This is a genomic window from Pelomonas dachongensis (assembly GCF_043555865.1).
GTDB classification, from domain to species: Bacteria; Pseudomonadota; Gammaproteobacteria; order Burkholderiales; family Burkholderiaceae_C; genus Pelomonas; species Pelomonas dachongensis.
This window is the reverse complement of sequence record NZ_JBIGHY010000003.1, coordinates 335,931-357,631: the sequence shown is the minus strand read 5'-3', so window position 1 is coordinate 357,631 and position 21,701 is coordinate 335,931. Positions and strand designations below refer to the sequence as shown.

The window sequence follows — 21,701 nt, the reverse complement described above, 5'->3', positions numbered from 1 at the left end:
CCTCCACACCTGCCTCCGAGAACACGAATGAACCGTTTCGCCCCCTTTGCTGCCGCCGTCACCGCTGCCTTCCTGCTCAGCGCCTGCGTTTTCGCCCCGCCGTCCGGCTCGTCCAACGCCTTCGACGCGGACGCGCTGGCCAAGAACAGCGAGCGCGCGCTGGTCGCCTGCGGCGCCGGCAACGTCAAGGAAGTCAGCGCCAAGAGCTTCAGCTGCAAGTGAGGTCCGGCCGCCGTGCTGGCGGCACTCAGGCCGCCAGCACGGCCGGCACGTCGTCGCTGCAGACGCGGTTGCGCCCGGCGCCCTTGGCTCGATACATGGCTGCATCGGCGCGCTGGACCAGCGCCATCGCCGACTCATCACCGGCTTGCGCCAAGGCCAGTCCCAGGCTGGCAGTCACGGGCCCGCCCGGCAGGGCGGCCGTGGCCTGGCTCAGCGCGGTGCGCAGCCGCTCGCAGGTGCGCACCGCGCTGTCCCCGAGCTGGTCGTGCAGCACCAGCAGGAATTCCTCCCCACCCCAGCGACCCAAGTGGTCGTAGGGGCGGATCTGTTGCTGCAGGCAGGCGCCTACGCCGGCCAGCACCGCATCACCCGCGGTGTGGCCGAATCGGTCGTTGATCTGCTTGAAGTGGTCCACGTCCAGCACCACCACGGCCAGCGCCGTGCCCTTGCGCCGGTGGCGCTCCCAGGCGGCCTGCAAGGCGTCCTCGATGGCCCGACGGTTGAGCACGCCGGTCACGTGGTCGGTGCGGGCGTGCTCGCGCAGCCGGCCGAGCAGCCGCGCCATCAGCAGCACCAGGTAGCTCAGGTTGAACACGCCGGCGGTCACCAGCGAGGCGATGGCGCCCGGCAGGCGGCTGCCTTCGCGCATCAGCGCCATGTGCTCGGCATCCATCGTCAGCCGGGGCCACAGCGACAGCACCGCCGCCAGTCCCGTCACCCACTGCGGTGCGAGCACCACGATGGCCACGACACGGCCCTGGTGGCGGCGCAGCGCCGGCCAGCAGTGCCAGCCGTACAGCAGCAGCAGGCTCGCCATGCCCACGGTGTACGCCAGGCCCTGCCAGCGCATGCGCTCGGGGCCGGCGGGCAGTGCAATGTCCAGCGCCGCGAGCGTCGCCAGCGCCGGCAGGCCCAGCAGCAGGCCGGTCCTGTCGAACCGGGCCTGCCCGTGCAGGAAGCAGTCGATGCCCCGCACCGACAGCCCGGCCCCCAGCAAGGCCGCCATCAGGCAGGGCACAGGTGGGAGCTGGTTCTGGGCCAGTGCCTGCATGGCCACCAAACCCGCCAGGGTCTGCAGCAGGCCGTTGGCGGCCCAGTGCAGCAGCGCCGGGCGCTCCTCCGGGATGAGCCATGCGGCCAGGGCCCAGCAGCCGCCGTACAGCGCAAACTGAAGACTGCAGAGCAATTCGTAGGGCATGGGCGCGGCGATGGCAGGGGCCGCGCATTATGGGGACGTTGTGACAGGCCGCGCCGGGCTCGGCTCAGGCTTTCAGGAACTCCGCCTTCGTCCCGAGCCAGCGCGCCACCTGACGTCGCGCGGCCTCCGGGTGCGCGTCCAGCAGCCGTGGCGCCATTGCGCGGGCAGCCACCAGCAGCGGTGCGTCTTCCTGCAGGTCGGCAAAGCGCAGCAGCTCCGCACCGCTCTGGCGCGAGCCCATGAACTCGCCGGGGCCGCGGATGTCCAGGTCGCGCCGCGCGATCTCGAAGCCGTCCGTCGTCTCGGCCATCGCCTTCAGCCGCGACTTGCCGGTGTCGGACAGCGGCGGGCTGTAGATCAGCACGCACACGCTGGCTTTCGATCCGCGCCCCACGCGACCGCGCAGCTGGTGCAGCTGCGCCAGGCCGAAGCGCTCGGCGTGCTCGATGACCATCAGGCTGGCGTTGGGCACGTCCACGCCCACCTCGATGACGGTGGTGGCCACCAGCACGCTCATCGCGCCGCTGGCGAACTGCGCCATCACCGCGGCCTTGTCGGCCGGTGACATGCGGCCGTGCAGCAGGCCCACCGACGTGCCGACCAGCGTCTCGCTCAGCTCGGCGTGCGTCTCGGTGGCGTTTCGCAGGTCCACCGCCTCGCTCTCCTCCACCAACGGGCAGACCCAGTAGACCTGCGCGCCGTCCGCCACCGCCATGCGGATCTTGTCGACCACGTCATGCCGTTTGGCCTCGGTAAACACCTTGGTGACGATGGGGCTGCGGCCGGGCGGCAGCTCGTCGATGGTGGACACGTCCAGGTCGGCGAAGTAGGTCATCGCCAAAGTCCGGGGAATCGGTGTCGCGCTCATCATCAGCATGTGGGGCTCCAGGTCCATCGCCTTCAGCTTGTTCCTCAGTGCGAGGCGCTGCGCCACGCCGAAGCGGTGCTGCTCGTCGATGACGGCCAGGCCCAGCTTCGCGAACTTGACCTTGTCCTCGATGACTGCGTGCGTGCCGACGATGAGCTGCGCCTGGCCGGACGCGGCGGCGTCCAGCATCTTCTGCCGCGCCTTGCCTTTCACGCTGCCGGTGATCCACGCGACCTTCAGCCCCAGCGGCTCCAGCCAACCGATGAGCTTGCGGAAATGCTGCTCGGCCAGGATCTCGGTAGGTGCCATCAGCGCGCACTGCCAGCCGGCGTCGATGGCCACGGCCGCCGCCAGTGCGGCGACGACGGTCTTGCCCGAGCCCACGTCGCCCTGGAGCAGCCGGTGCGTGGGCTGCGGCCGTGCCAGGTCTTGCGCGATCTCCTCGCACACGCGCTGTTGGGCAGCGGTCAGCTGGAAAGGCAGCGCCGCCAGCAGCTTCTCGTGCAGGCCGCCGCGGCGGCCCTTCAATGGTGGTGCCACCAGCAGCGCCCGCTCTCGCTGCGCCTGCAGCTGCGACAGCTGCTGGGCCAGCAGCTCCTCGAACTTGAGCCGGTGCCAGGCCGGGTGGTGGTGCTCGTGCAGCGCGTCCTGCGACGCGTCCGGCGGTGGGTGGTGCAGGTAGGTCAGCGCCTCTTTCAGCGACGGCAGCCCCGCCGGCACGACGCCCGCCGGCAGGATCTCGCGCAGGTCCGCCCGCGCCAGCCCCGACGCGACGGCCTTGCGCAGATAGGCCTGTGGCAGCTGCGCCGATGCGGGGTACACAGGGGTCAGCGATTGCGCCAGCGGCGTGTCCTCGTCCACCACCTTGACGACCGGGTGCACCATCTCGCGCCCGAAGAAGCCGATGCGCGCCTCGCCGCGCAAGCGCAGCCGGCTGCCGGCCGCCATCTGCTTCTGCTGCGACGGGTAGAAGTGCAGGAAGCGCAGCAGCAGCGAGCCCGAGTCGTCCTTCACGCGCACGAGCAGCTGGCGGCGGCTGCGCAGCTCGATCTGGCAGTCGATGACGACGCCTTCCACCTGCGCGGGCTCGTTGTCCTGCAGCGCGGCGATGGGCGTGATGCGTGTTTCGTCCTCATAGCGCAGCGGCAGGTGCAGGGCCAGGTCAATGTCGCGCAGCAGGCCGAGCTTCTCCATCGCCTTCTGCGGCGCGGACTTGGCGACGGTTGGGGCGGCGGGCTTGGGGCTGGCGGCGGCCTCGGGCATGGGCGGGCATTGTGCCGGTCGGTCGCTCGACAGCCTCCTAAAGAAAGTAGCGCTGCCGCAGCCGGTCGTAGCGGCCGTCGCGCTTCATCGCGTCCAGCGCGACCTGCAGCCGCCGCACCAGCGCCGGGTCGGCGTCGGGCCGCAGACCGTACCAGTAGGCCCGGCCGACGTCCAGGTCCATGACTGGCTGCAGCGTCGCGTAGGGCAGGTGGTGTTGGCGCATGGCCCAGGCGGCTGCCCAGTCCAGCAGCACGATGAATTCCATGCGCTCGGCCAGCAGCTTGCGCACGTTGGTGGCGTCGTCCAGGCCGTGCTCCAGCTGCACGCCTGGGCGCAGGCCCGAAGCCTGCAGCAGCCGGTCGGCGGCGGAGTCGCGCACCACGCCGATGCGCCGCTCGCCGAGATCCTCCAGCTGCGCCAGCTTCAGGTCCGTACGGCGGGCCAGGCGGTAGATCAGGATGCGCCGCTGGGCGATCGGCCCCACCCACTGGAACTGCGCCTCACGCTCCGGTGTGCGCGTCAGCGAGAACAGCACGCTGGCAGGCTCGCCCTCGGCCATCTGCATGGCGCGTTGCCAGGGCAGCACCTGCAGTTCCAGCGGTTGCCTGATGCTGGCGGCCATCTTGCGCAGCAGCTCGACGCTGAAGCCCTGCACCTGCGTGCCGTCCTGGTAGTTCAGCGGCGGCAAGTTCTCGGTGAAGCCCACCAGCGACCGCGCTGCCGCCACGGCCTGCATATCCGGGCCGAGGAGGGCGGCAAGGGCGAGACAGCTGCGGCGCTTCACGAGTCGGATAGCTAGGGCCGATCCAGTCTAGGCGGGCGCTGCTGACGACTGTGTGACCGACCGCCGCCAGATGTGCAAAAAGCCGCACCCGGCGCGATGGGACAATGCCGCGCTCCTTCGTTGGCACGGGTCTGTCCGGCCCTCAAACAGTGCATATGACTGCCCACACGGTCGCCGATTTCGATTTCGACCTCCCGCCCGAGCTGATCGCCCAACACCCCGCTGCCGAGCGCACGGCCTCCCGGTTGCTGGACGCCGGCGGCGCCGAACCGGTGGACCGCGTCTTCCGCGAGCTGCCCGGGCTGCTGCAGGCCGGCGACTTGCTGATCTTCAACAACACCAAGGTCATCAAGGCGCGCCTGTTCGGTGCGAAGGCGACCGGCGGCAACGTGGAGGCGCTGGTGGAACGCGTGCTGCCGGGCACGCGGGAAGTCTGGATGCATTTGCGTGCCAGCAAGAGCCCCAAGCCGGGCAGCCGCGTGCGCTTCGCCGACGCCTTCGACGCCGAGGTCCTGGGCCGTTGCGGGCCGGACAACGGCCTGTTCCACCTGCGCTTCGATGGCGACCCGTTTGCGCTGCTGGAGGTGCACGGCCATGTGCCGCTGCCGCCGTACATCGCGCATGCCGACGACGCCGAAGACGAGCGCCGCTACCAGACCGTATTCGCCAAGGAACCCGGCGCCGTGGCCGCACCAACGGCGGCGCTGCATTTCGACGAGGCGCTGCTGGCCCGGCTCGCCGACAACGGCGTGGCGACCGCGCACGTGACGCTGCACGTCGGCGCCGGCACCTTCCAGCCGGTGCGCGTGGAGCAGATCGCCGACCACCAGATGCACAGCGAGTGGTTCGACGTGCCGCAGGCGACCGTGGACGCCGTGGCCGCCTGCCGCGCGCGCGGTGGGCGCGTGGTGGCTGTCGGCACGACGACGCTGCGGGCGCTGGAGTCCGCAGCGCTCGGCGGCCAGCTGACGGCCGGCGCGCGCGAGACCGACATCTTCATCACGCCGGGCTTCCAGTTCCGCGTCGTGGACCGGCTGGTCACGAACTTCCACCTGCCCAGGAGCACGCTGATGATGTTGGTCAGCGCGTTTGCAGGCTACGACCAGGTCATGGCGCTGTACCGCCATGCCATTCGCGAGCGCTACCGCTTCTTCAGCTACGGCGACGCGATGCTGCTGTCGCGCGCCCACGCGACGCGGCCCTGAGCGGCTTCGTCGACGGCGGCCGTGAACGCAGGCTTCGCCGTGACCGGCAGAGAGAATCGCATGTGCACGCGCGCCTCGTGCCGCACGTCCACCAGCACCGCACCATGCTGCTCGGCCAGCCGGCGCAGGCGGCCTTCCAGCTCGTAGGGCAGATCGCAGCCCAGCTCCGCCTGCGCGACGCGCGCGATCTTCTCGGCCGTCAGCAGCGCCTGCGCAATGCAGTCTGTGTATGCGCGCACCAGACCGCCGGCACCCAGCTTCACGCCGCCCCAGTAGCGCACCGCCGTGGCCAGCACGCCGTCCAGCCCCTGGTGGCGCAGCACATCCAGCATGGGCCGCCCGGCAGTGCCGCCGGGCTCGCCGTCGTCGTTCGCGGCCGAGTGGCCGCCGGCCAGCAGCGCCCAGCAGACATGCGCCGCGCCGGGGTGCTCGGCGCGCAGCTGCGCCACGCGGGCCAGCGCCGCGGCGCGGTCGGCACAGGGCTCCACGCGGCCGAGGAAGCGGCTCTTCTTGATGATCAGCTCGTGCTGCGCGGGCGCGGCCAGGGTCAGGGACATGGTGGCGATTGTCCCCGTCACCTCCGGAAGCGGGCTGCGACAATCCGCGTCCCATGCTGAAGTTCGACCTCCTCAAGACCGAAGGCCGCGCCCGCCGCGGCACGCTGACCCTGAACCACGGCGTCGTGCAGACGCCCATCTTCATGCCGGTGGGCACCTATGGCACGGTCAAGGGCGTCACGCCGCGCTCGCTGAACGAGATGGGCGCGCAGATCATCCTGGGCAACACCTTCCACCTGTGGATGCGTCCGGGCCTGGACGTCATCACGCAGTTCGGCGGCCTGCACCGCTTCGAGAGCTGGAACAAGCCCATCCTGACCGACAGCGGCGGCTTTCAGGTCTGGAGCCTGGGCGAGATGCGCAAGATCAGCGAGGAGGGCGTCAAGTTCGCCTCGCCCGTCAACGGCGACAAGCTGTTCCTGACGCCCGAGATCAGCATGCAAATCCAGACGAAGTTGAACTCCGACATCGTCATGCAGTTCGACGAATGCACGCCCTACGAGAGCAAGGGCAAGCTGACGACCGAGCGCGAGGCGCAGCAGTCGATGGAGATGTCGCTGCGCTGGGCCAGGCGTTGCATCACCGAGTTCAACCGGCTGGAGAACCCCAACGCGCTGTTCGGCATCGTGCAGGGCGGCATGTTCACGAACCTGCGCGATGCGTCGCTGGCGGGCCTGGCCGAGCTGGACCTGCCGGGCTACGCCATCGGCGGCCTGTCGGTGGGCGAGCCCAAGGCCGAGATGCAGCGCATCCTGGAACACACCGGCCACCAGCTGCCGGCGAACAAGCCGCGCTACCTGATGGGCGTGGGCACGCCGGAGGACCTGGTGGAGGGCGTCAGCCAGGGCATCGACATGTTCGACTGCGTGATGCCCACCCGCAACGCACGCAACGGCCACCTGTTCACGCGCTTTGGCGACCTGCGCGTGCGCAACGCCCGCTACAAGGCCGACGAGACGCCGGTGGACGCCACCTGCAGCTGCGAATGCTGCACCGGCTTCAGCCGCGCCTACCTGCACCACCTGGACCGCTGCGGCGAGATGCTGGGCCCCATGCTGACCAGCGTGCACAACCTGCACTACTACCTGAACCTGATGCAGGAGATGCGCGACGCGCTGGACGCCGGCCGCTTCGAGGCCTGGCGCGCGCAGTTCCACGCGGACCGCGCGCGGGGCGTGTGATGGCGCGGCGGCGCGCGAGGTCCGGGTCTCCCAAACACTAGGGGGGCGCGCGACGCACACGGGGAATCGCCCCCATGTTTGCAGGTGAAGCAACGTTAAGTCGTCACACCTGCCCCCTCAGAATCCGGCGGCCCCGCCGCTGGAGCGGCCGGCCGCATGCGCCTGTTTCAGGCGGTAACAAGCGGCGCATGGGCGTTGAACTTCTGAGGGTTCCCGAATGTCGATCAAGTCCTTGCGCGCCCGTGCGGCGGCGGCCCTGCGCCGTGCTTCCAAGAATGCGTCCAGCCGTGTGGCGCCGCAACCGCGACAGGCTTGGAAGATCGAGACGCTGGAGCCCAAGCTGCTGCTGTCGGCCGACGCGCTGCCCGCGGCTCATCTGGCGGCCACGCAGAGCGAGTCGACTGCGCCCAAGGTCTATGCGTTCGAGCGCGGCGAGGGGGCGGCCTGGGTGGATGCGCGGCTGGCGGGCGACGACGCCGGCGGCCTGCTGCAGTTGGGCGCCGGCATCGCGCCGGCGGACGTGGCCGTGCGCCGTGTGGTGGACGACGCCAGTGGCGAGGCGACGGCGCTGGAACTGGCGCTGCGCGGCACGTCCGATCGCGTGCAGATCCGCGGCTTCTTCACCGAGGCCAACCCGGTGCAGGCCGTTGCCTTTGCCGACGGCACGCGCTGGAGTGCGCAGGCGCTGCCCGACCTGATCGAGTCCGGTGCCGCGCCGATGCAGGCACAGGCCAGCATCGCCAACGGACCGGGCAACAACCTCTACGTGTTCGGCCGGGGCGACGGTGCGACGACCGTGTCCTCCTACGCCGACCCCAACCTCGGCAAGGTCAACACGCTGCAGTTCCGGGCCGGCGTGCTGCCAGCGGACATCGTCGCCGCGCGCGCGGCCGATGCGCAGGCGGGCGGCGATGTGGCGCTGGCGCTGGCCATCGCCGGCACGGCCGATGTCATCACCTTCAACGGTTTCTTGTACGGCGGGACGCCGGCCAACGCGTTCAACAGCCTGCAGCGTGTCAGCTTTGCGGACGGCACGGTCTGGGACGTGTCGCACCTGCTGTTCCTGCTGGGTATGGGCACGGCGGCTGGCGAGACGCTGAACGGCGGCAACGGCGCCGACCTGCTCAACGGCGCGGGCGGCAATGACACGCTGACCGGCGGCGGAGGCAACGATTCGCTGTATGGCGGCGCCGGCAACGACACGCTGGACGGCAGCGCGGGCGACGACTTCCTGGAAGGCGGCACGGGCGACGACACCATCAACGGCGGCGCGGGCAGCAACGTCTTCCTGTTCGGCCGCGGCGACGGCGCGGACTGGCTGTACTACAACCACAACGCCGGCCAGGCGCGAGTCAACACGCTGCAGTTCAAGGCGGGCGTGGCACCGGCGGACATCGTCATCCGACAGGCCGCCGACAACTACTTCGGCGGCAACCGTGCGCTGGAGCTGGCCATCGCGGGCACCGCCGACAAGGTCACGGTTAACGCGTTCTTCTACAACGATGACCCGGCCAACGCCTACGCCGGCATCCAGCGCGTGCGCTTCGACGACGGCACCGAATGGACGGCGCACCAGATCGTGACGATGCTGCTCGCCGGCACGCCCGGTGACGACAACCTGCGCGGTACCGCGGCGGCGGACAACATCAGCGGCGGCGCCGGCAACGACACGCTGAACGGCGCCGGCGGCGACGACGTCATGTCGGGTGGCACCGGCAACGACGCGCTGTACGGCGAAGCGGGCGCGGACACGCTGCAGGGCGGCGACGGCGACGACACGCTGGACGGGGGCGACGGCAACGACACGCTCGACGGCGGCGCGGGCAACGACATGCTGAACGCCGGTGCCGGCAGCAACACCTTCCTGTTCGGGCGCGGCGACGGACAGGACCGCCTCTACTACAACCACAGCGGCGGTCAGGCGCGCATCAATGTGCTGGCTTTCAAGGCCGGCATCGCGCCGGGCGAAATCGTCATCCGCCAAGCCTACGACAACTACTTCGGCGGCAACCGCGCGCTGGAGCTGAGCATCGCCGGGACGGCCGACAAAGTCACCGTCAACGGCTTCTTCTACGGCGACGACCCCGCCAGCGCCTACAACGGGTTGCAGCGCGTGCGGTTCGCTGACGGCACCGAGTGGGACGCGGCCACGCTGGTGGCCATGCTGCTGGCCGGCACGCCCGGCGACGACCAGCTGCGCGGTACGGTGGCGGCCGACACCATCACCGGCGGCGCCGGCAATGACAGCATCGAGGGTGCCGCCGGCGACGACGTCATCTCGGGCGGCAGCGGCAACGACAACCTCAGCGGCGAAGGTGGCGCCGACACGCTGCAAGGCGGCGACGGCGACGACACGCTGGATGGCGGCGATGGCGACGACACGCTGGACGGCGGCGCCGGCAACGACACGCTGAACGCGGGCCATGGCAGCAACACCTTCCTGTTCGGCCGCGGCGATGGCCAGGACCGGCTGTACTACAACCACAGCGGCGGCCAGGCGCGCGTTAACACGCTGCAGTTCAAGGCCGGCGTAGCCCCTGGCGAAGTGATCATCAAGCAGGCCTACGACAACTACTTCGGCGGCAACCGCGCGCTGGAGCTGAGCATCGCGGGCACGACCGACAAGGTCACGGTCAACGGCGTCTTCTACAACGACGACCCGGCCAGCGCCTACAACGGCCTGCAGAAGGTCCGCTTCGACGACGGCACCGAGTGGGACATCGCGGCCCTGCTGGGGCGCCTGTACGTCGGCACCGAGGGCGACGACGACTGGCGCGGCACGTATGCCGACGAGAGCTTCAGCGGCCTGGGCGGCAACGACAGCATTGCCGGTGCGGGCGGCAATGACGTCATCGACGGAGGTGCGGGACATGACTACCTGTCGGGTGAGGACGGCGACGACACGCTGATCGGCGGCAGTGGCAACGACAGCCTCAGCGGGGGCAACGGCAAGGATCTGCTGCAGGGCGGCGACGGTGACGACACGCTGGACGGCGGCGATGGCGACGACACGCTGGACGGCGGCGCCGGCAACGACACGCTGAACGCGGGCCACGGCAGCAACACCTTTCTGTTCGGCCGCGGCGACGGCGAGGACCGGCTGTACTACAACCACAGCGGCGGCCAGGCGCGCGTCAACACGCTGCAGTTCAAGGCCGGTGTGGCCCCTGGCGATGTGATCGTCCGGCAGGCCCACGACAACTATTGGGGCGGCAACCGCGCGCTGGAGCTGAGCATCGCGGGCACGACCGACAAGGTCACGGTCAACGGCTTCTTCTATAACGACGACCCGGCCAGCGCCTACAACGGCCTGCAGAAGGTGCGCTTCGACGATGGCACCGAGTGGGACATCGCCGCGCTGGTGGCCAAGGTGCAGACCTTCACCGACGGCGACGACAACGTGCGCGGCACCAACGTGGACGACGTCTTCAGCGGTGGCCTGGGCAATGACACCATCGCCGGTGCGGGCGGCAACGATGTCATCGACGGCGGCGCTGGCAACGACAGCCTGGCGGGCGACGACGGCGACGACCAGCTCAGCGGCGGCAGTGGCGACGACGGCCTCAGCGGCGGCAACGGCGCCGACCTGCTGCAGGGCGGCGACGGGAATGACAGCCTCAGCGGCGAAGGTGGCGCCGACACGCTGCAAGGCGGCGACGGCGACGACACGCTGGATGGCGGCGATGGCGACGACACGCTGGACGGCGGCGCCGGCAACGACACGCTGAACGCGGGCCATGGCAGCAACACCTTCCTGTTCGGCCGCGGCGATGGCCAGGACCGGCTGTACTACAACCACAGCGGCGGCCAGGCGCGCGTTAACACGCTGCAGTTCAAGGCCGGCGTAGCCCCTGGCGAAGTGATCATCAAGCAGGCCTACGACAACTACTTCGGCGGCAACCGCGCGCTGGAGCTGAGCATCGCGGGCACGACCGACAAGGTCACGGTCAACGGCGTCTTCTACAACGACGACCCGGCCAGCGCCTACAACGGCCTCACCACCGTGCGTTTCGACGACGGCACCGAGTGGGACGTCGCGCACCTGGTCGCCACGCTGCTGGCCGGCACGCCCGGCGACGACAACGTCGCCGGCACCTGGGCCGCCGACGAGATCCATGGCGGCGCTGGCAACGACACGCTGGCCGGCCGCGGCGGCAACGACACGCTGTATGGCGAAGAGGGCAACGACGCGCTGTACGGCGAGGGCGGCGACGACACGCTGATTGGCGGCGCCGGCAATGACAGCCTCGACGGCGGCACAGGCAACAACGTCTACGTCTTCGGCCGCGGCGACGGCCAGGACAGCATCGCCGGCCGCTACGACACGGCGGCGGGCAAGCTCAACACGATCCAGTTCCGCGCCGACGTGTTGCCGGGTGATGTCACGGTGCGCCGTGTCCACGAGAGCCAGAGCGGCACCGTCAATGGCCTGGAGCTGGCCATCGTCGGCAGCAACGACCGCATCACGGCCAACTACTTCTTCTACAACGACGACCCGGCCAACCCCTACAACTCGCTGCAGCAGGTCACGTTCGCCGACGGCACGGTCTGGAACATCGCCCGCCTGCTGGAGCTGATGAGCGCCGGCAGCCCGGCGAACGACAACCTGCGTGGCACGACGGGTGCCGACGTGCTGAGCGGCGGCCGTGGTGACGACCTCCTCTCCGGCAATGACGGCAACGACCGCCTGCTCGGCGGCGAGGGCAACGACGCGCTGTACGGCGGCTACGGCAACGACACGCTGGACGGTGGCGCCGGCAACGACTACCTCGACGGCAGCTACGGCAATAACACCTACCTGTTCGGTCGCGGTGACGGCCAGGACGTGGTGATCTCGCAGCACGACGCGGCGGCGGGCAAGCTCAACACGGTGCAGTTCAAGGCCGGCGTGGCCGTGGGCGACGTGCTGGTGCGGCGCGTGCAGGGCACGCAGGGCAGCGCGCACGAATCGCTGGAGCTGGTCATCGCCGACAGCGGCGACCGTGTGCTGATCAACCACTTCTTCCAGGACGACAACCCGGGCAGCGCGTACAACCCGGTGCAGCAGGTGCGGTTCGACGACGGCACGACGTGGAGCATCGGCGACCTGCTGGCGACGCTGGGCGCGGGCACGGCGCGCGACGACGCGCTGCGCGGCACGACCGGCGCCGACACGCTGACCGGCGGGCGCGGCCACGACAGCCTGGAAGGGCTGGCCGGCAACGACACGCTGGTTGGCGGCGAAGGCAATGACGCGCTGTACGGCGGCACGGGCAGCGACACGCTGGACGGCGGCGCAGGCAACGACACGCTGGATGGCGGCACGGGCAACAACACCTACCTGTTCGGCCGCGGTGACGGGCAGGACGTGGTGATCTCGCAGTACGACGCGGCGGCGGGCAAGCTCAACACGGTGCAGTTCAAGGCCGGCGTGGCCGTGGGCGACGTGCTGGTGCGGCGCGTGCAGGGCACGCAGGGCAGCGCGCACGAATCGCTGGAGCTGGTCATCGCCGACAGCGGCGACCGTGTGCTGATCAACCACTTCTTCCAGGACGACAACCCGGGCAGCGCGTACAACCCGGTGCAGCAGGTGCGGTTCGACGACGGCACGACGTGGAGCATCGGCGACCTGCTGGCGACGCTGGGCGCGGGCACGGCGCGCGACGACGCGCTGCGCGGCACGACCGGCGCCGACACGCTGACCGGCGGGCGCGGCCACGACAGCCTGGAAGGGCTGGCCGGCAACGACACGCTGGTTGGCGGCGAAGGCAATGACGCGCTGTACGGCGGCACGGGCAGCGACACGCTGGACGGCGGCGCAGGCAACGACACGCTGGATGGCGGCACGGGCAACAACACCTACCTGTTCGGCCGCGGTGACGGGCAGGACGTGGTGATCTCGCAGCACGACGCGGCGGCGGGCAAGCTCAACACGGTGCAGTTCAAGGCCGGCGTGGCCGCCACGGACGTGGTGCTGCGCCGCGTGACCGGCACGCAGGGCGGCGCGAACGAGTCGCTGGAGATCACGCTGGCCGGTGGCAATGACCGGCTGATCGTCAACCACTTCTTCCAGGGCGGCAGCACGGTCAGCCCGTACAACCCGGTGCAGCAGCTGCGCTTCGACGACGGCACGGCGTGGGACCTGGCCGCCATCGCCGTGCGCGTCGAGACGGCGCCGGCCACGACGGCCATCAACGGCAGCAACCTGGCCGACACGCTGACCGGCACACCGGCCGACGAGACGATCACCGGCCTCGGCGGCAACGACGTGATCGCCGGAGGCGCGGGGACGGACTTCCTGTCCGGCGGCACCGGCAACAACACCTACCTGTTCAACCGCGGTGACGGTGCCGACACCATCCTCTACAGCGGCGACACCAGCGGCAGCCGGCTCAACGTCGTGCGCCTGGGGCCGGGCATCCTGCCTGGCGACCTCGTGCTCTCGCGCGCGCTGGACAGCCAGACCAACCGCTACAGCGCGCTGCAGATCGACCTGCGCGGCACGGCCGACCGGCTCGTCATCAACTACTTCGTCGAGAACGACAGCCCGACCAACAGCTACAACCCCGTCCAGCAGCTGCAGTTCGCCGACGGCACGATCTGGACCGCCACCGAGCTGTTTGCCCGGCTGAACCTGCCGACTGCGGGCGACGACTCGCTGACCGGCTCCACCGCCGCCGAGACGCTGGACGGCGGCGCCGGCGACGACACCTTGAACGGCGGCAACGGCAATGACGCGCTGCTGGGTGGCGACGGCGACGACGTGCTCTACGGCGGCGCGGGCGACGACACGCTGGAGGGTGGCGCGGGCAACGACTGGCTGAGCGTGGGTGCCGGCAACAACACCGTCGTGCTGGGCCTGGGCGACGGCCAGGACACGCTGGCCGCCACCGACTACAACACCGCCAAGACCAACACGCTGGTGTTCAAGGCCGGTATCACGCCGGCCGACGTGCGCCTGAAGCGGGTGCTGGAGGAAGGCGCGCGCAGCTACCGCGCGCTGGAGGTGGCCTACGGCAACGGCGGCGACAAGCTCACCGTCAACGCCTTCTTCGAGAGTGACGACCCCAACCGCGGCTACAACCCGCTGCAGAAGATCCAGTTCGCCGACGGCACCGTCTGGTCGCTGGACGAGATCGTTGCGCGCACGCTGGCCGGCTCGACCGGCGCTGACGTGGTCGACGGCACCAGCGGGCCTGATACGCTGGACGGAGGCGCCGGCAACGACACCCTGAACGGCGGCAATGGCAACGACACGCTGCGGGGCAGCGAGGGTGACGACGTGCTGTACGGCGGCGCAGGCGACGACACGCTGGAGGGTGGCGCGGGCAACGACTGGCTAAGCGTGGGTGCCGGCAACAACACCGTCGTGCTGGGCCTGGGCGACGGCCAGGACACGCTGGCCGCCACCGACTACAACACCGCCAAGACCAACACGCTGGCGTTCAAGGCCGGCATAACGCCGGCCGATGTGCGGCTGAAGCGGGTGCTGGAGGAAGGCGCGCGCAGCTACCGCGCGCTGGAGGTGTCCTATGGCAACGGCGGCGACAAGCTCACCGTCAACGCCTTCTTCGAGAGTGACGACCCCAACCGCGGCTACAACCCGCTGCAGCGCATCGCGTTCGCCGACGGCACGGTGTGGAGCCTGGCCGACATCGTCGCCCGCGTGAATGCCGGCACCGACGGCAACGACAACCTCACCGGCACGGTGGCCGGCGAGACGCTGGCAGGCGGCACGGGCAACGACAGCCTGGCCGGCCGTGGTGGCAACGACACGATCCGCGGTGGCGCCGGCAACGACGTGCTGTCCGGGGAGGCAGGCGTCGACACGCTGGAAGGCGACGATGGCGACGACCTGCTCTACGGCGGCAGCGACGCCGACACGCTGGACGGTGGCGCGGGCAACGACTACTTCAGCTTTGGCAACGGCAACAACACGCTGTTGCTCGGGCTGGGCGACGGCCAGGACACGCTGGCCGCCACCGACTACGACACCGCCAAGACCAACACGCTGGTGTTCAAGCCCGGCATCTCGCCGGCCGACGTGCGCCTGAAGCGCGTGCTGGAGGAAGGCGCGCGCAGCTACCGCGCGCTGGAGGTGGCCTACGGCAACGGTGGTGACAAGCTCACCGTCAACGCGTTCTTCGAAAGCGACGACCCCAGTCGCGGCTACAACCCGCTGCAGAAGATCCAGTTCGCCGACGGCACGGTCTGGGCGTTGGCCGACATCGTCGCGCGCGCGCTGGCGGGCACGCCGGGCAATGACAGCATCACCGGCACCAACTGGTCGGAGACGCTGGACGGCGCTGGCGGCAACGACAGCATCAGTGCGGGCCTGGGCAACGACACGCTGCTGGGTGGTGCGGGCGACGACAGCCTCGCCGGTGAAGAGGGCAATGACAGCCTCGACGGCGGCGCGGGCAACGACACGCTGAACCCCGGCGCCGGCAACAACACCTACCTGTTCGGTCGCGGTGACGGGCAGGACACGCTGCTGGAGAGCCCGTACAACACCGGCAAGCTCAACACGCTGCAGTTCAAGCCGGGCATCACGCCGGCCGACGTCATCGTGCGCCGCGTCTTCGACTACCGCACGGCCCAGTACACGGCCATCAGCATCGGCCTGGCCAACAGCGACGACAAGCTGACCGTCTCCTACTTCTTCTACAACAACGACCCGAAGAACGGCTACAACCCGCTGCAGCAGGTGAAGTTCGACGACGGCACGACCTGGGATTTGAACGCCCTCGTCGCCGAGGTCGACAAGGCCGTGGGCATGGACCTCGTCGTTCGCAACGCGAGCGTTGTGCCGGCCGCCGGCGCCAGTCAGTTCCTGTCCGGCGGCCAGGTCACCGTCACCTGGACGACGCTGAACCAGGGCCCCACCGCCACCATCGGCGACTTCGCCGACCGCGTCACGCTGCGCACCGCCGGCGGCGACGTGCTGGCCGAGTTCCTGTTGCCCTACGTCGAGGCGACTTCGGGCGCGCTCGCGTCCGGCGCCAGCATCACGCGCACGGCCACGCTGAAGCTGCCCGACGGCCCGACCGGTGCGGGCAGCCTGCTGGCCGTCATCGAGAGCGATTTCGGCAACACGCAGAAGGAAGGCGGCGTCACCGAGACCAACAACCGCGGCCAGGTCGCCTTCACCAGCACGCTGGCCGAGTACGTCAACTACGTCAACCTCGCCGCCAGCAACCTCAGCATCAGCCCCGCCAGCGACTGGCAGAACGGCGACACCGTCACCGTCGGCTGGACGACCACCAACGCCGGCACCATTCCGCCCGGCCGCAACTGGACCGAGCGCGTCGAGGTGCTCAACCAGACCACCGGCGTCGTCATCGCCAGCGTCGCACTGACCGGCATGCCGGACGAAGCCGCACCCGGCGCCAGCGTCGGCCGCACGGCGACCTTCGTTTGGCCCGGCGGCGCCAACGCGGCGGGCGCCATCCGCCTGCGCGTCATCGTCGACGCCGGCAACGAGATCGCCGAGTTCAACAGCACCGGCACGCTTGAGAACGACAACCAGCTGCAGACCATCGTCAACGTCGGCAGCGACCTGATCGCGCGCAACCTCAGCCTGGACTCGGTCACGCCCACGTCCGGCGACGTGTTGACGCTGCGCTGGGAGGACGTCAACCAGGGCCGCGTCGCCACCAACCTGAGCCACCAGGACCGCGTCGTCATCCGCCAGCGCAATGCCGACGGCAGCGCCGGCCCGGTGCTTGTGGACACGCTGGTCAGCTTCACCGGCGCAGCCGCACTGCCCATGGCCGCCGGCGAGGTGCGCCAGCGCAGCTACGGCTTCGCGCTGCCGCAAGGCCTGCGTGGCGCGGGCACGTTTGATGTGACTGTCAGCGTCGACCGCAGCAGCACCGGCCAGGGCGTTCTGTTCGAGGCCAATGCCGACGGCACGGCCGAGACCAACAACGATGCGACGTGGGCCTTCACGGCCGCGCTGCGCACCTATGCCGACCTCGCCGTCTCCGTGATTGACGTGCCGCCCAGCGCCAGCTCGGGCACGGACATCAGCGTCGGCTGGACCGTCAAGAACAACGGCGCGGCTGCCGCGACTTCCGCCACCGGCTGGGTCGACCGCATCGTGCTGAGCCGTGACGCCATCGTTGGCAATGGCGATGACGTGGTGCTGGCGGAGATCCCGCGCGGCAGCGCACTGGCTGCCGGCGGCGAGTACAGCCAGACCGCCACCGTGCGCATCCCGTCGCGCATCGACGGTGCCTACCGCATCGCCGTCATCAGTGACGCCACCGCCAAGGTCACCGAGCCTGATACCCGCGCCGACAACGCGATGCTGTCGGCGGCCATCGCCATCACCCAGACGTTTGCCGACCTAGCGCCCACGCTGACCGTCGTGCCGGCCGAAGTCTTTGCGGGCCGCAGCGCGCGCGTGGAGTGGTCCGTCCGCAATTCGGGCACCGTCGCCACCGATGTGAACCGCTGGGTCGACCAGGTCTACCTGAGCAGCACGCCGAGCTTGACCGCGCAGTCCACGCTGCTGGGCTCCGTGACCCGCGTGGGCACGCTGGCCGTGGGCGACAGCTATGCCGCTGGCCTGGACTTCACCGTGCCACGCGATGCCGCTGGCCAGCGCTACTTCATCGTCAAGTCCGACGCCTTCACAGCGGTCTATGAACTGGGCCGCACCGACAACAACGTCGTCGTCGCGACCGACGCGACTTTGGTCAAGGCCGAGCCGAAACCTAACCTCTTGATCGAAGGCGTCAGTGCGCCCGCCAGCTGGCGCGTTGGTCAGACCGTGCAGCTCAGTTACACGGTGCGCAACGCCGGCAACGACGCCATCAGCGGCTTCTTCGGCGAAGAGATTCGCCTTGTCGACACGCTGGGCCTGGCGCCCACGCAGGTGCTCACCAGCACCTGGGCCTTCCAGACACTGGCCGCCGGCGGCACGGCGGTGCAGAACCTCAACCTGGCCGTGCCCGCCATCCCGCCGGGCAACTGGCGCCTGGAGATCGCAGCCGACAAGGGCAACTACGTCGTCGAGTCCAACGAGGCCGACAACATCGCCACGGCAGCGGTCGCCGTCATCGCCCCCGACCTCGTCGTCGGCAACCTCAGCACCACCGGCCTGCTGCAGGGCGGCGAGGCCATCACGCTGAACTGGCTCACGCGCAACACCGGCAGTGCGCCGGCCGTCAACATCCGCGACAAGGTCTACCTGTCTCGCGACGGGCTGGTCGATGCCGCCGACACGCTGCTGGGCGAGCGCCTCATTGACAGCCTGGCTGCTGGCGCGTCCAGCGATGGCAGCCTGAGCTTCACGCTGCCGGTCGACCTGTCGGGCGCCTGGCGTCTCATCGTCGTCACCGACACCGACAAGGCCAACGACGAGGCCACGAACGAGGCCAACAACCAGGACGGCCTGGCCATCGACGTGGCCATGGATGCCTATGCCGACCTGGCCGTGCTCAGCGTCAGCGCGCCCACGCAGGTCATCGACGACCCGGCCAGCATCACGGTGGAGTGGACCGTCCGCAACGACGGCCCCGGCGCCGGCCGCGCGACCCGCTGGACCGACCGCGTCATCTACAGCACCAACGCCGTGCTGGGCGACGGCGACGACATCGTGCTGGGCAACGTCGAGCGCCATGGCGCGCTCGCCGCGGGCGCCAGCTACACCGGCCGCCTGGACTACGCCTTCGGCCCGGCCTTCAGCCGCCATGGCACGATCTTCGTGAAGTCGGATGCCACGGGTGCGGTGTGGGAAAACGGCAGCGAGAACAACAACACCCAGGACGCCGGCCACGCGACTGACGTGATGCCCATCCCTTACGCGGACATGCGCGTCGAGGCGGTCAGCACGACCGGCACGGCCTACAGCGGCCGCGACCTCATGGTGAACTGGACGGTCGCCAACCGCGGCATCGGCATCACCAACACCGGCAGCTGGAACGACAGCGTCTGGCTCAGCCGCAACGCCGACGGCAGCGGCCAGCGCTTCGAGCTTGGCAGCGCCGGCCACCTCGGCCAGATGGCCGTGGGCGACACCTACAACCGCAGCATCAACGTGCGCCTGCCCGAGGGCATCTCGGGCGACTGGTTCCTGAACGTCTCCACCAGCGGCCCCTACGAGTTCATCTACGGCAACAACAACGTGGGCCGCTCGCTGGCCGTGCCGGTCACGCTGAGCGATTCGCCCGACCTCGTCGTCGAGGCGCTGGACGCGCCGGCCACCGCGCAGGAAGGCGCACTCGTCGACATCACTTGGACGGTGCTCAACCAAGGCATCGCCCGCGCCGCCGGCCAGTGGCAGGACACCGTGCTGCTGCTGGCGCCCAACGGCTCCACCGTCGTGCTGGGCAACTACGTCTATGACCGCGGCCTGGAAGCCGGCCTGCGCTACACGCGCACCGAGCAGGTCCGCCTGCCCAGCAAGATCGAGGGCGGCTACCGCCTGCGCGTCGTCACCAACAGCCTGGTGGGCAGCAGCGGCAGCCCGCAGGTCTACGAGTTCGGCGATGCCCGCAACAACAACACGACGACGGACACCGATGCCATCGTCGTCCGCCTGAACGACCGGCCCGACCTGCGCGTCACCGACATCGACCTGCCCGCCAGCGTGACGGCCGGCACCAGCCTGGGCCTGAAATTCACGGTCGGCAACTACGGGCAAGAGGCCACCAGCGGCCAGTGGCAGGACTACGTCTACCTGTCGCTGGACGGCATCGTCAGCGCCGACGACGTGCTGCTGGCCCGTGTCGACAGCGGCTCGGCGCTGAGCCCGGGCGGCGACCCGTACACGACCACCGTCAACGGTGTCGACATCCCGATCCGCTACCGCGGCGACGTCTACATCATCGTGGCGGCCGACGGCGGCAACCGTGTCGACGAGTACCCCAGCGAGGCCAACAACGTCCGCGCCGAGCGCATCTACATCACGCCCATCCCGTTCGCCGACCTCGTCACCAGCGATGTCGTTGCGCCCGACCAGGCCGTGCACGGCGCCAGCATCGAGGTGCGCTACAAGGTCACCAACAAGGGCTCGGCCACCACGCGCGGCGATGCCGCGACGACCAACAGCTGGACCGACACCATCTGGCTGACCGTCGACAAGACCCGCCCCAACCCCAGCAAGGGCGACATCAAGATCGGCCAGGTCACGCACACCGGCCACCTCGCCATCGGCGAGGACTACCTCGGCCTGGTCAACGCGCAGATCCCCGATGGCGTGCGCAGCGGCAACTACTTCGTCACCGTCTGGAGCGACACCTACGACGCGATGCTGGAGGACACCCTCTCCAGCAACATCAATCCCGACGATCCGACCCAGATCGACAACAACAACTACAAGGCCCGCGCGATAAGCGTGCTGGGCACCACGCCGCCCGACCTGCAGGTCACCAGCGTCATCGCGCCCACCAACGCGGTGGCTACCGGCAGCTACACCTTCAACTACACGGTGAAGAACCGTGGCGACGCTTTCGACGGCGCCTGGACCGACAAGGTCTGGCTGATGGACAACCCCGACCCGACGCAGGCCAAGGTCTACTGGCTGCTGGGCGAGTTCAAGCAGCAGCGCGCCCTGGGCAATGGCGAGAGCTACAGCGTCAGCCAGACGGTCGACCTGGGCCCGTCGGTCAGCGGCGCCTACCTTGTCGTGCAGACCGATGCCGGCTACAGCTTCACCGGCCGCAACGACGTGACCGAGGTGGCGGAGGACAACAACGTTAACCGCGCCGCGTCCAGCGTCACCAACATGCCGGCCGACCTGCGCGTCACCAACGTCACGACGCTGCCGACCAACTACTCCGGCGAAGACACCACCGTCACCTGGACCGTGCAGAACGTCGGCGCCGCCGTGTGGAGCGGCACCAAGGGCTGGCTGGACAACATCTGGGTCAGCCCCGACCCGACCTTCATCCCGCACCGCGCCACGCAGATCGGCTCGGTCGTGCACAGCAACACGACGACGCTTGGCACAGGTGAAAGCTACACCGCCAGCGCCGTCGTCAAGCTGCCGCCGGGCACCGACGGCGTCTACTACATCTACGTGATGGCGGACGGCAAGCACTCCCCCGAGTCGCTAGCGCCCCAGCTGGGCGGTGGCGAAAGCACCGACCCGCGCTACCAGTCGCAAGACGAGATCGTCGCGCCTCCCACGCCGCACAGCGACTACAACGCCTACACGCGCAACATCTACTACACCACCTCGGTCTTCGAAGGCGAGCGCCGCGACAACAACCTGGGCCAGGGCACGCTGAACATCGTCTACCGCGAGCCCGACCTGCAGATCGACCAGATCTCGGTCGACAACCCCAACCCGGGCTCGGGCGACACGATCACCGCGACCTGGACGGTCACCAACCGCGGCACGCGCGATACCCGCGTGCCGGGCTGGTTCGACGGCGTCTACCTGTCGCGCGACGCGACGCTGGACCCGAGCGACTACCCGCTGGTGGACCGTG

At 69.6% G+C, this 21,701-nt stretch carries 8 protein-coding genes (1 of these 8 only partly in view); 4 read left to right on the top strand and 4 right to left on the bottom strand.

The genetic code is table 11. The features are described 5' to 3' along the window. Window positions 1-27: 27 nt before the first annotated feature. Window positions 28-222 (top strand): hypothetical protein, encoded by a 195-nt coding sequence (locus ACG02S_RS10695; RefSeq protein ID WP_394470438.1) that lies wholly within the window; start codon window positions 28-30, stop codon window positions 220-222. Window positions 223-247: 25 nt separating this feature from the next. Here ACG02S_RS10695 and ACG02S_RS10690 read toward each other — a convergent pair whose 3' ends face one another. The 3 genes from ACG02S_RS10690 to ACG02S_RS10680 all read right to left on the bottom strand — a co-directional run bounded on the left by ACG02S_RS10690 (window position 248) and on the right by ACG02S_RS10680 (window position 4,335). Then, window positions 248-1,420: a GGDEF domain-containing protein gene (locus ACG02S_RS10690; protein WP_394470437.1), complete on the bottom strand. Its 1,173-nt coding sequence runs from the start codon at window positions 1,418-1,420 to the stop codon at window positions 248-250. Between the two features lie 64 nt (window positions 1,421-1,484). After that, the gene (recG, locus tag ACG02S_RS10685; RefSeq protein ID WP_394470436.1) at window positions 1,485-3,551 is read right to left on the bottom strand and encodes an ATP-dependent DNA helicase RecG; all 2,067 of its coding nucleotides are present in this window, start codon (window positions 3,549-3,551) and stop codon (window positions 1,485-1,487) included. Window positions 3,552-3,588: 37 nt separating this feature from the next. Continuing rightward, window positions 3,589-4,335, bottom strand: coding sequence for a substrate-binding periplasmic protein (locus ACG02S_RS10680; protein ID WP_394470435.1), 747 nt, complete (start codon window positions 4,333-4,335; stop codon window positions 3,589-3,591). A 155-nt stretch (window positions 4,336-4,490) separates the two neighbouring features. On the opposite strand from ACG02S_RS10680, the gene queA reads away from it, so the two are divergent. After that, window positions 4,491-5,540 carry a tRNA preQ1(34) S-adenosylmethionine ribosyltransferase-isomerase QueA gene (queA, locus tag ACG02S_RS10675; RefSeq protein ID WP_394470434.1) on the top strand — a complete coding sequence of 350 codons (1,050 nt, stop codon included), beginning with the start codon at window positions 4,491-4,493 and terminating at the stop codon, window positions 5,538-5,540. Here queA and ACG02S_RS10670 read toward each other — a convergent pair. Then, the gene (locus tag ACG02S_RS10670) at window positions 5,492-6,097 is read right to left on the bottom strand and encodes an IMPACT family protein (protein ID WP_394470433.1); all 606 of its coding nucleotides are present in this window, start codon (window positions 6,095-6,097) and stop codon (window positions 5,492-5,494) included. The two genes, queA and ACG02S_RS10670, sit on opposite strands and share 49 nt — an antisense overlap. Before the next feature lie 53 nt (window positions 6,098-6,150). Here ACG02S_RS10670 and tgt point away from each other — a divergent pair, with 53 nt between their 5' ends. Both tgt and ACG02S_RS10660 read left to right on the top strand, forming a co-directional pair. Continuing rightward, a complete protein-coding gene (tgt, locus tag ACG02S_RS10665) occupies window positions 6,151-7,278 on the top strand; it encodes a tRNA guanosine(34) transglycosylase Tgt (RefSeq protein WP_394470432.1) in 1,128 nt (375 codons plus the stop codon). Between the two features lie 217 nt (window positions 7,279-7,495). Next, window positions 7,496-21,701, top strand: the start of a protein-coding gene (locus ACG02S_RS10660; RefSeq protein WP_394470431.1) for a calcium-binding protein. 21,527 nt of this gene lie beyond the right edge of the window; the window shows 14,206 of its 35,733 coding nt (coding positions 1-14,206); its start codon is at window positions 7,496-7,498; its stop codon lies beyond the right edge, outside the window.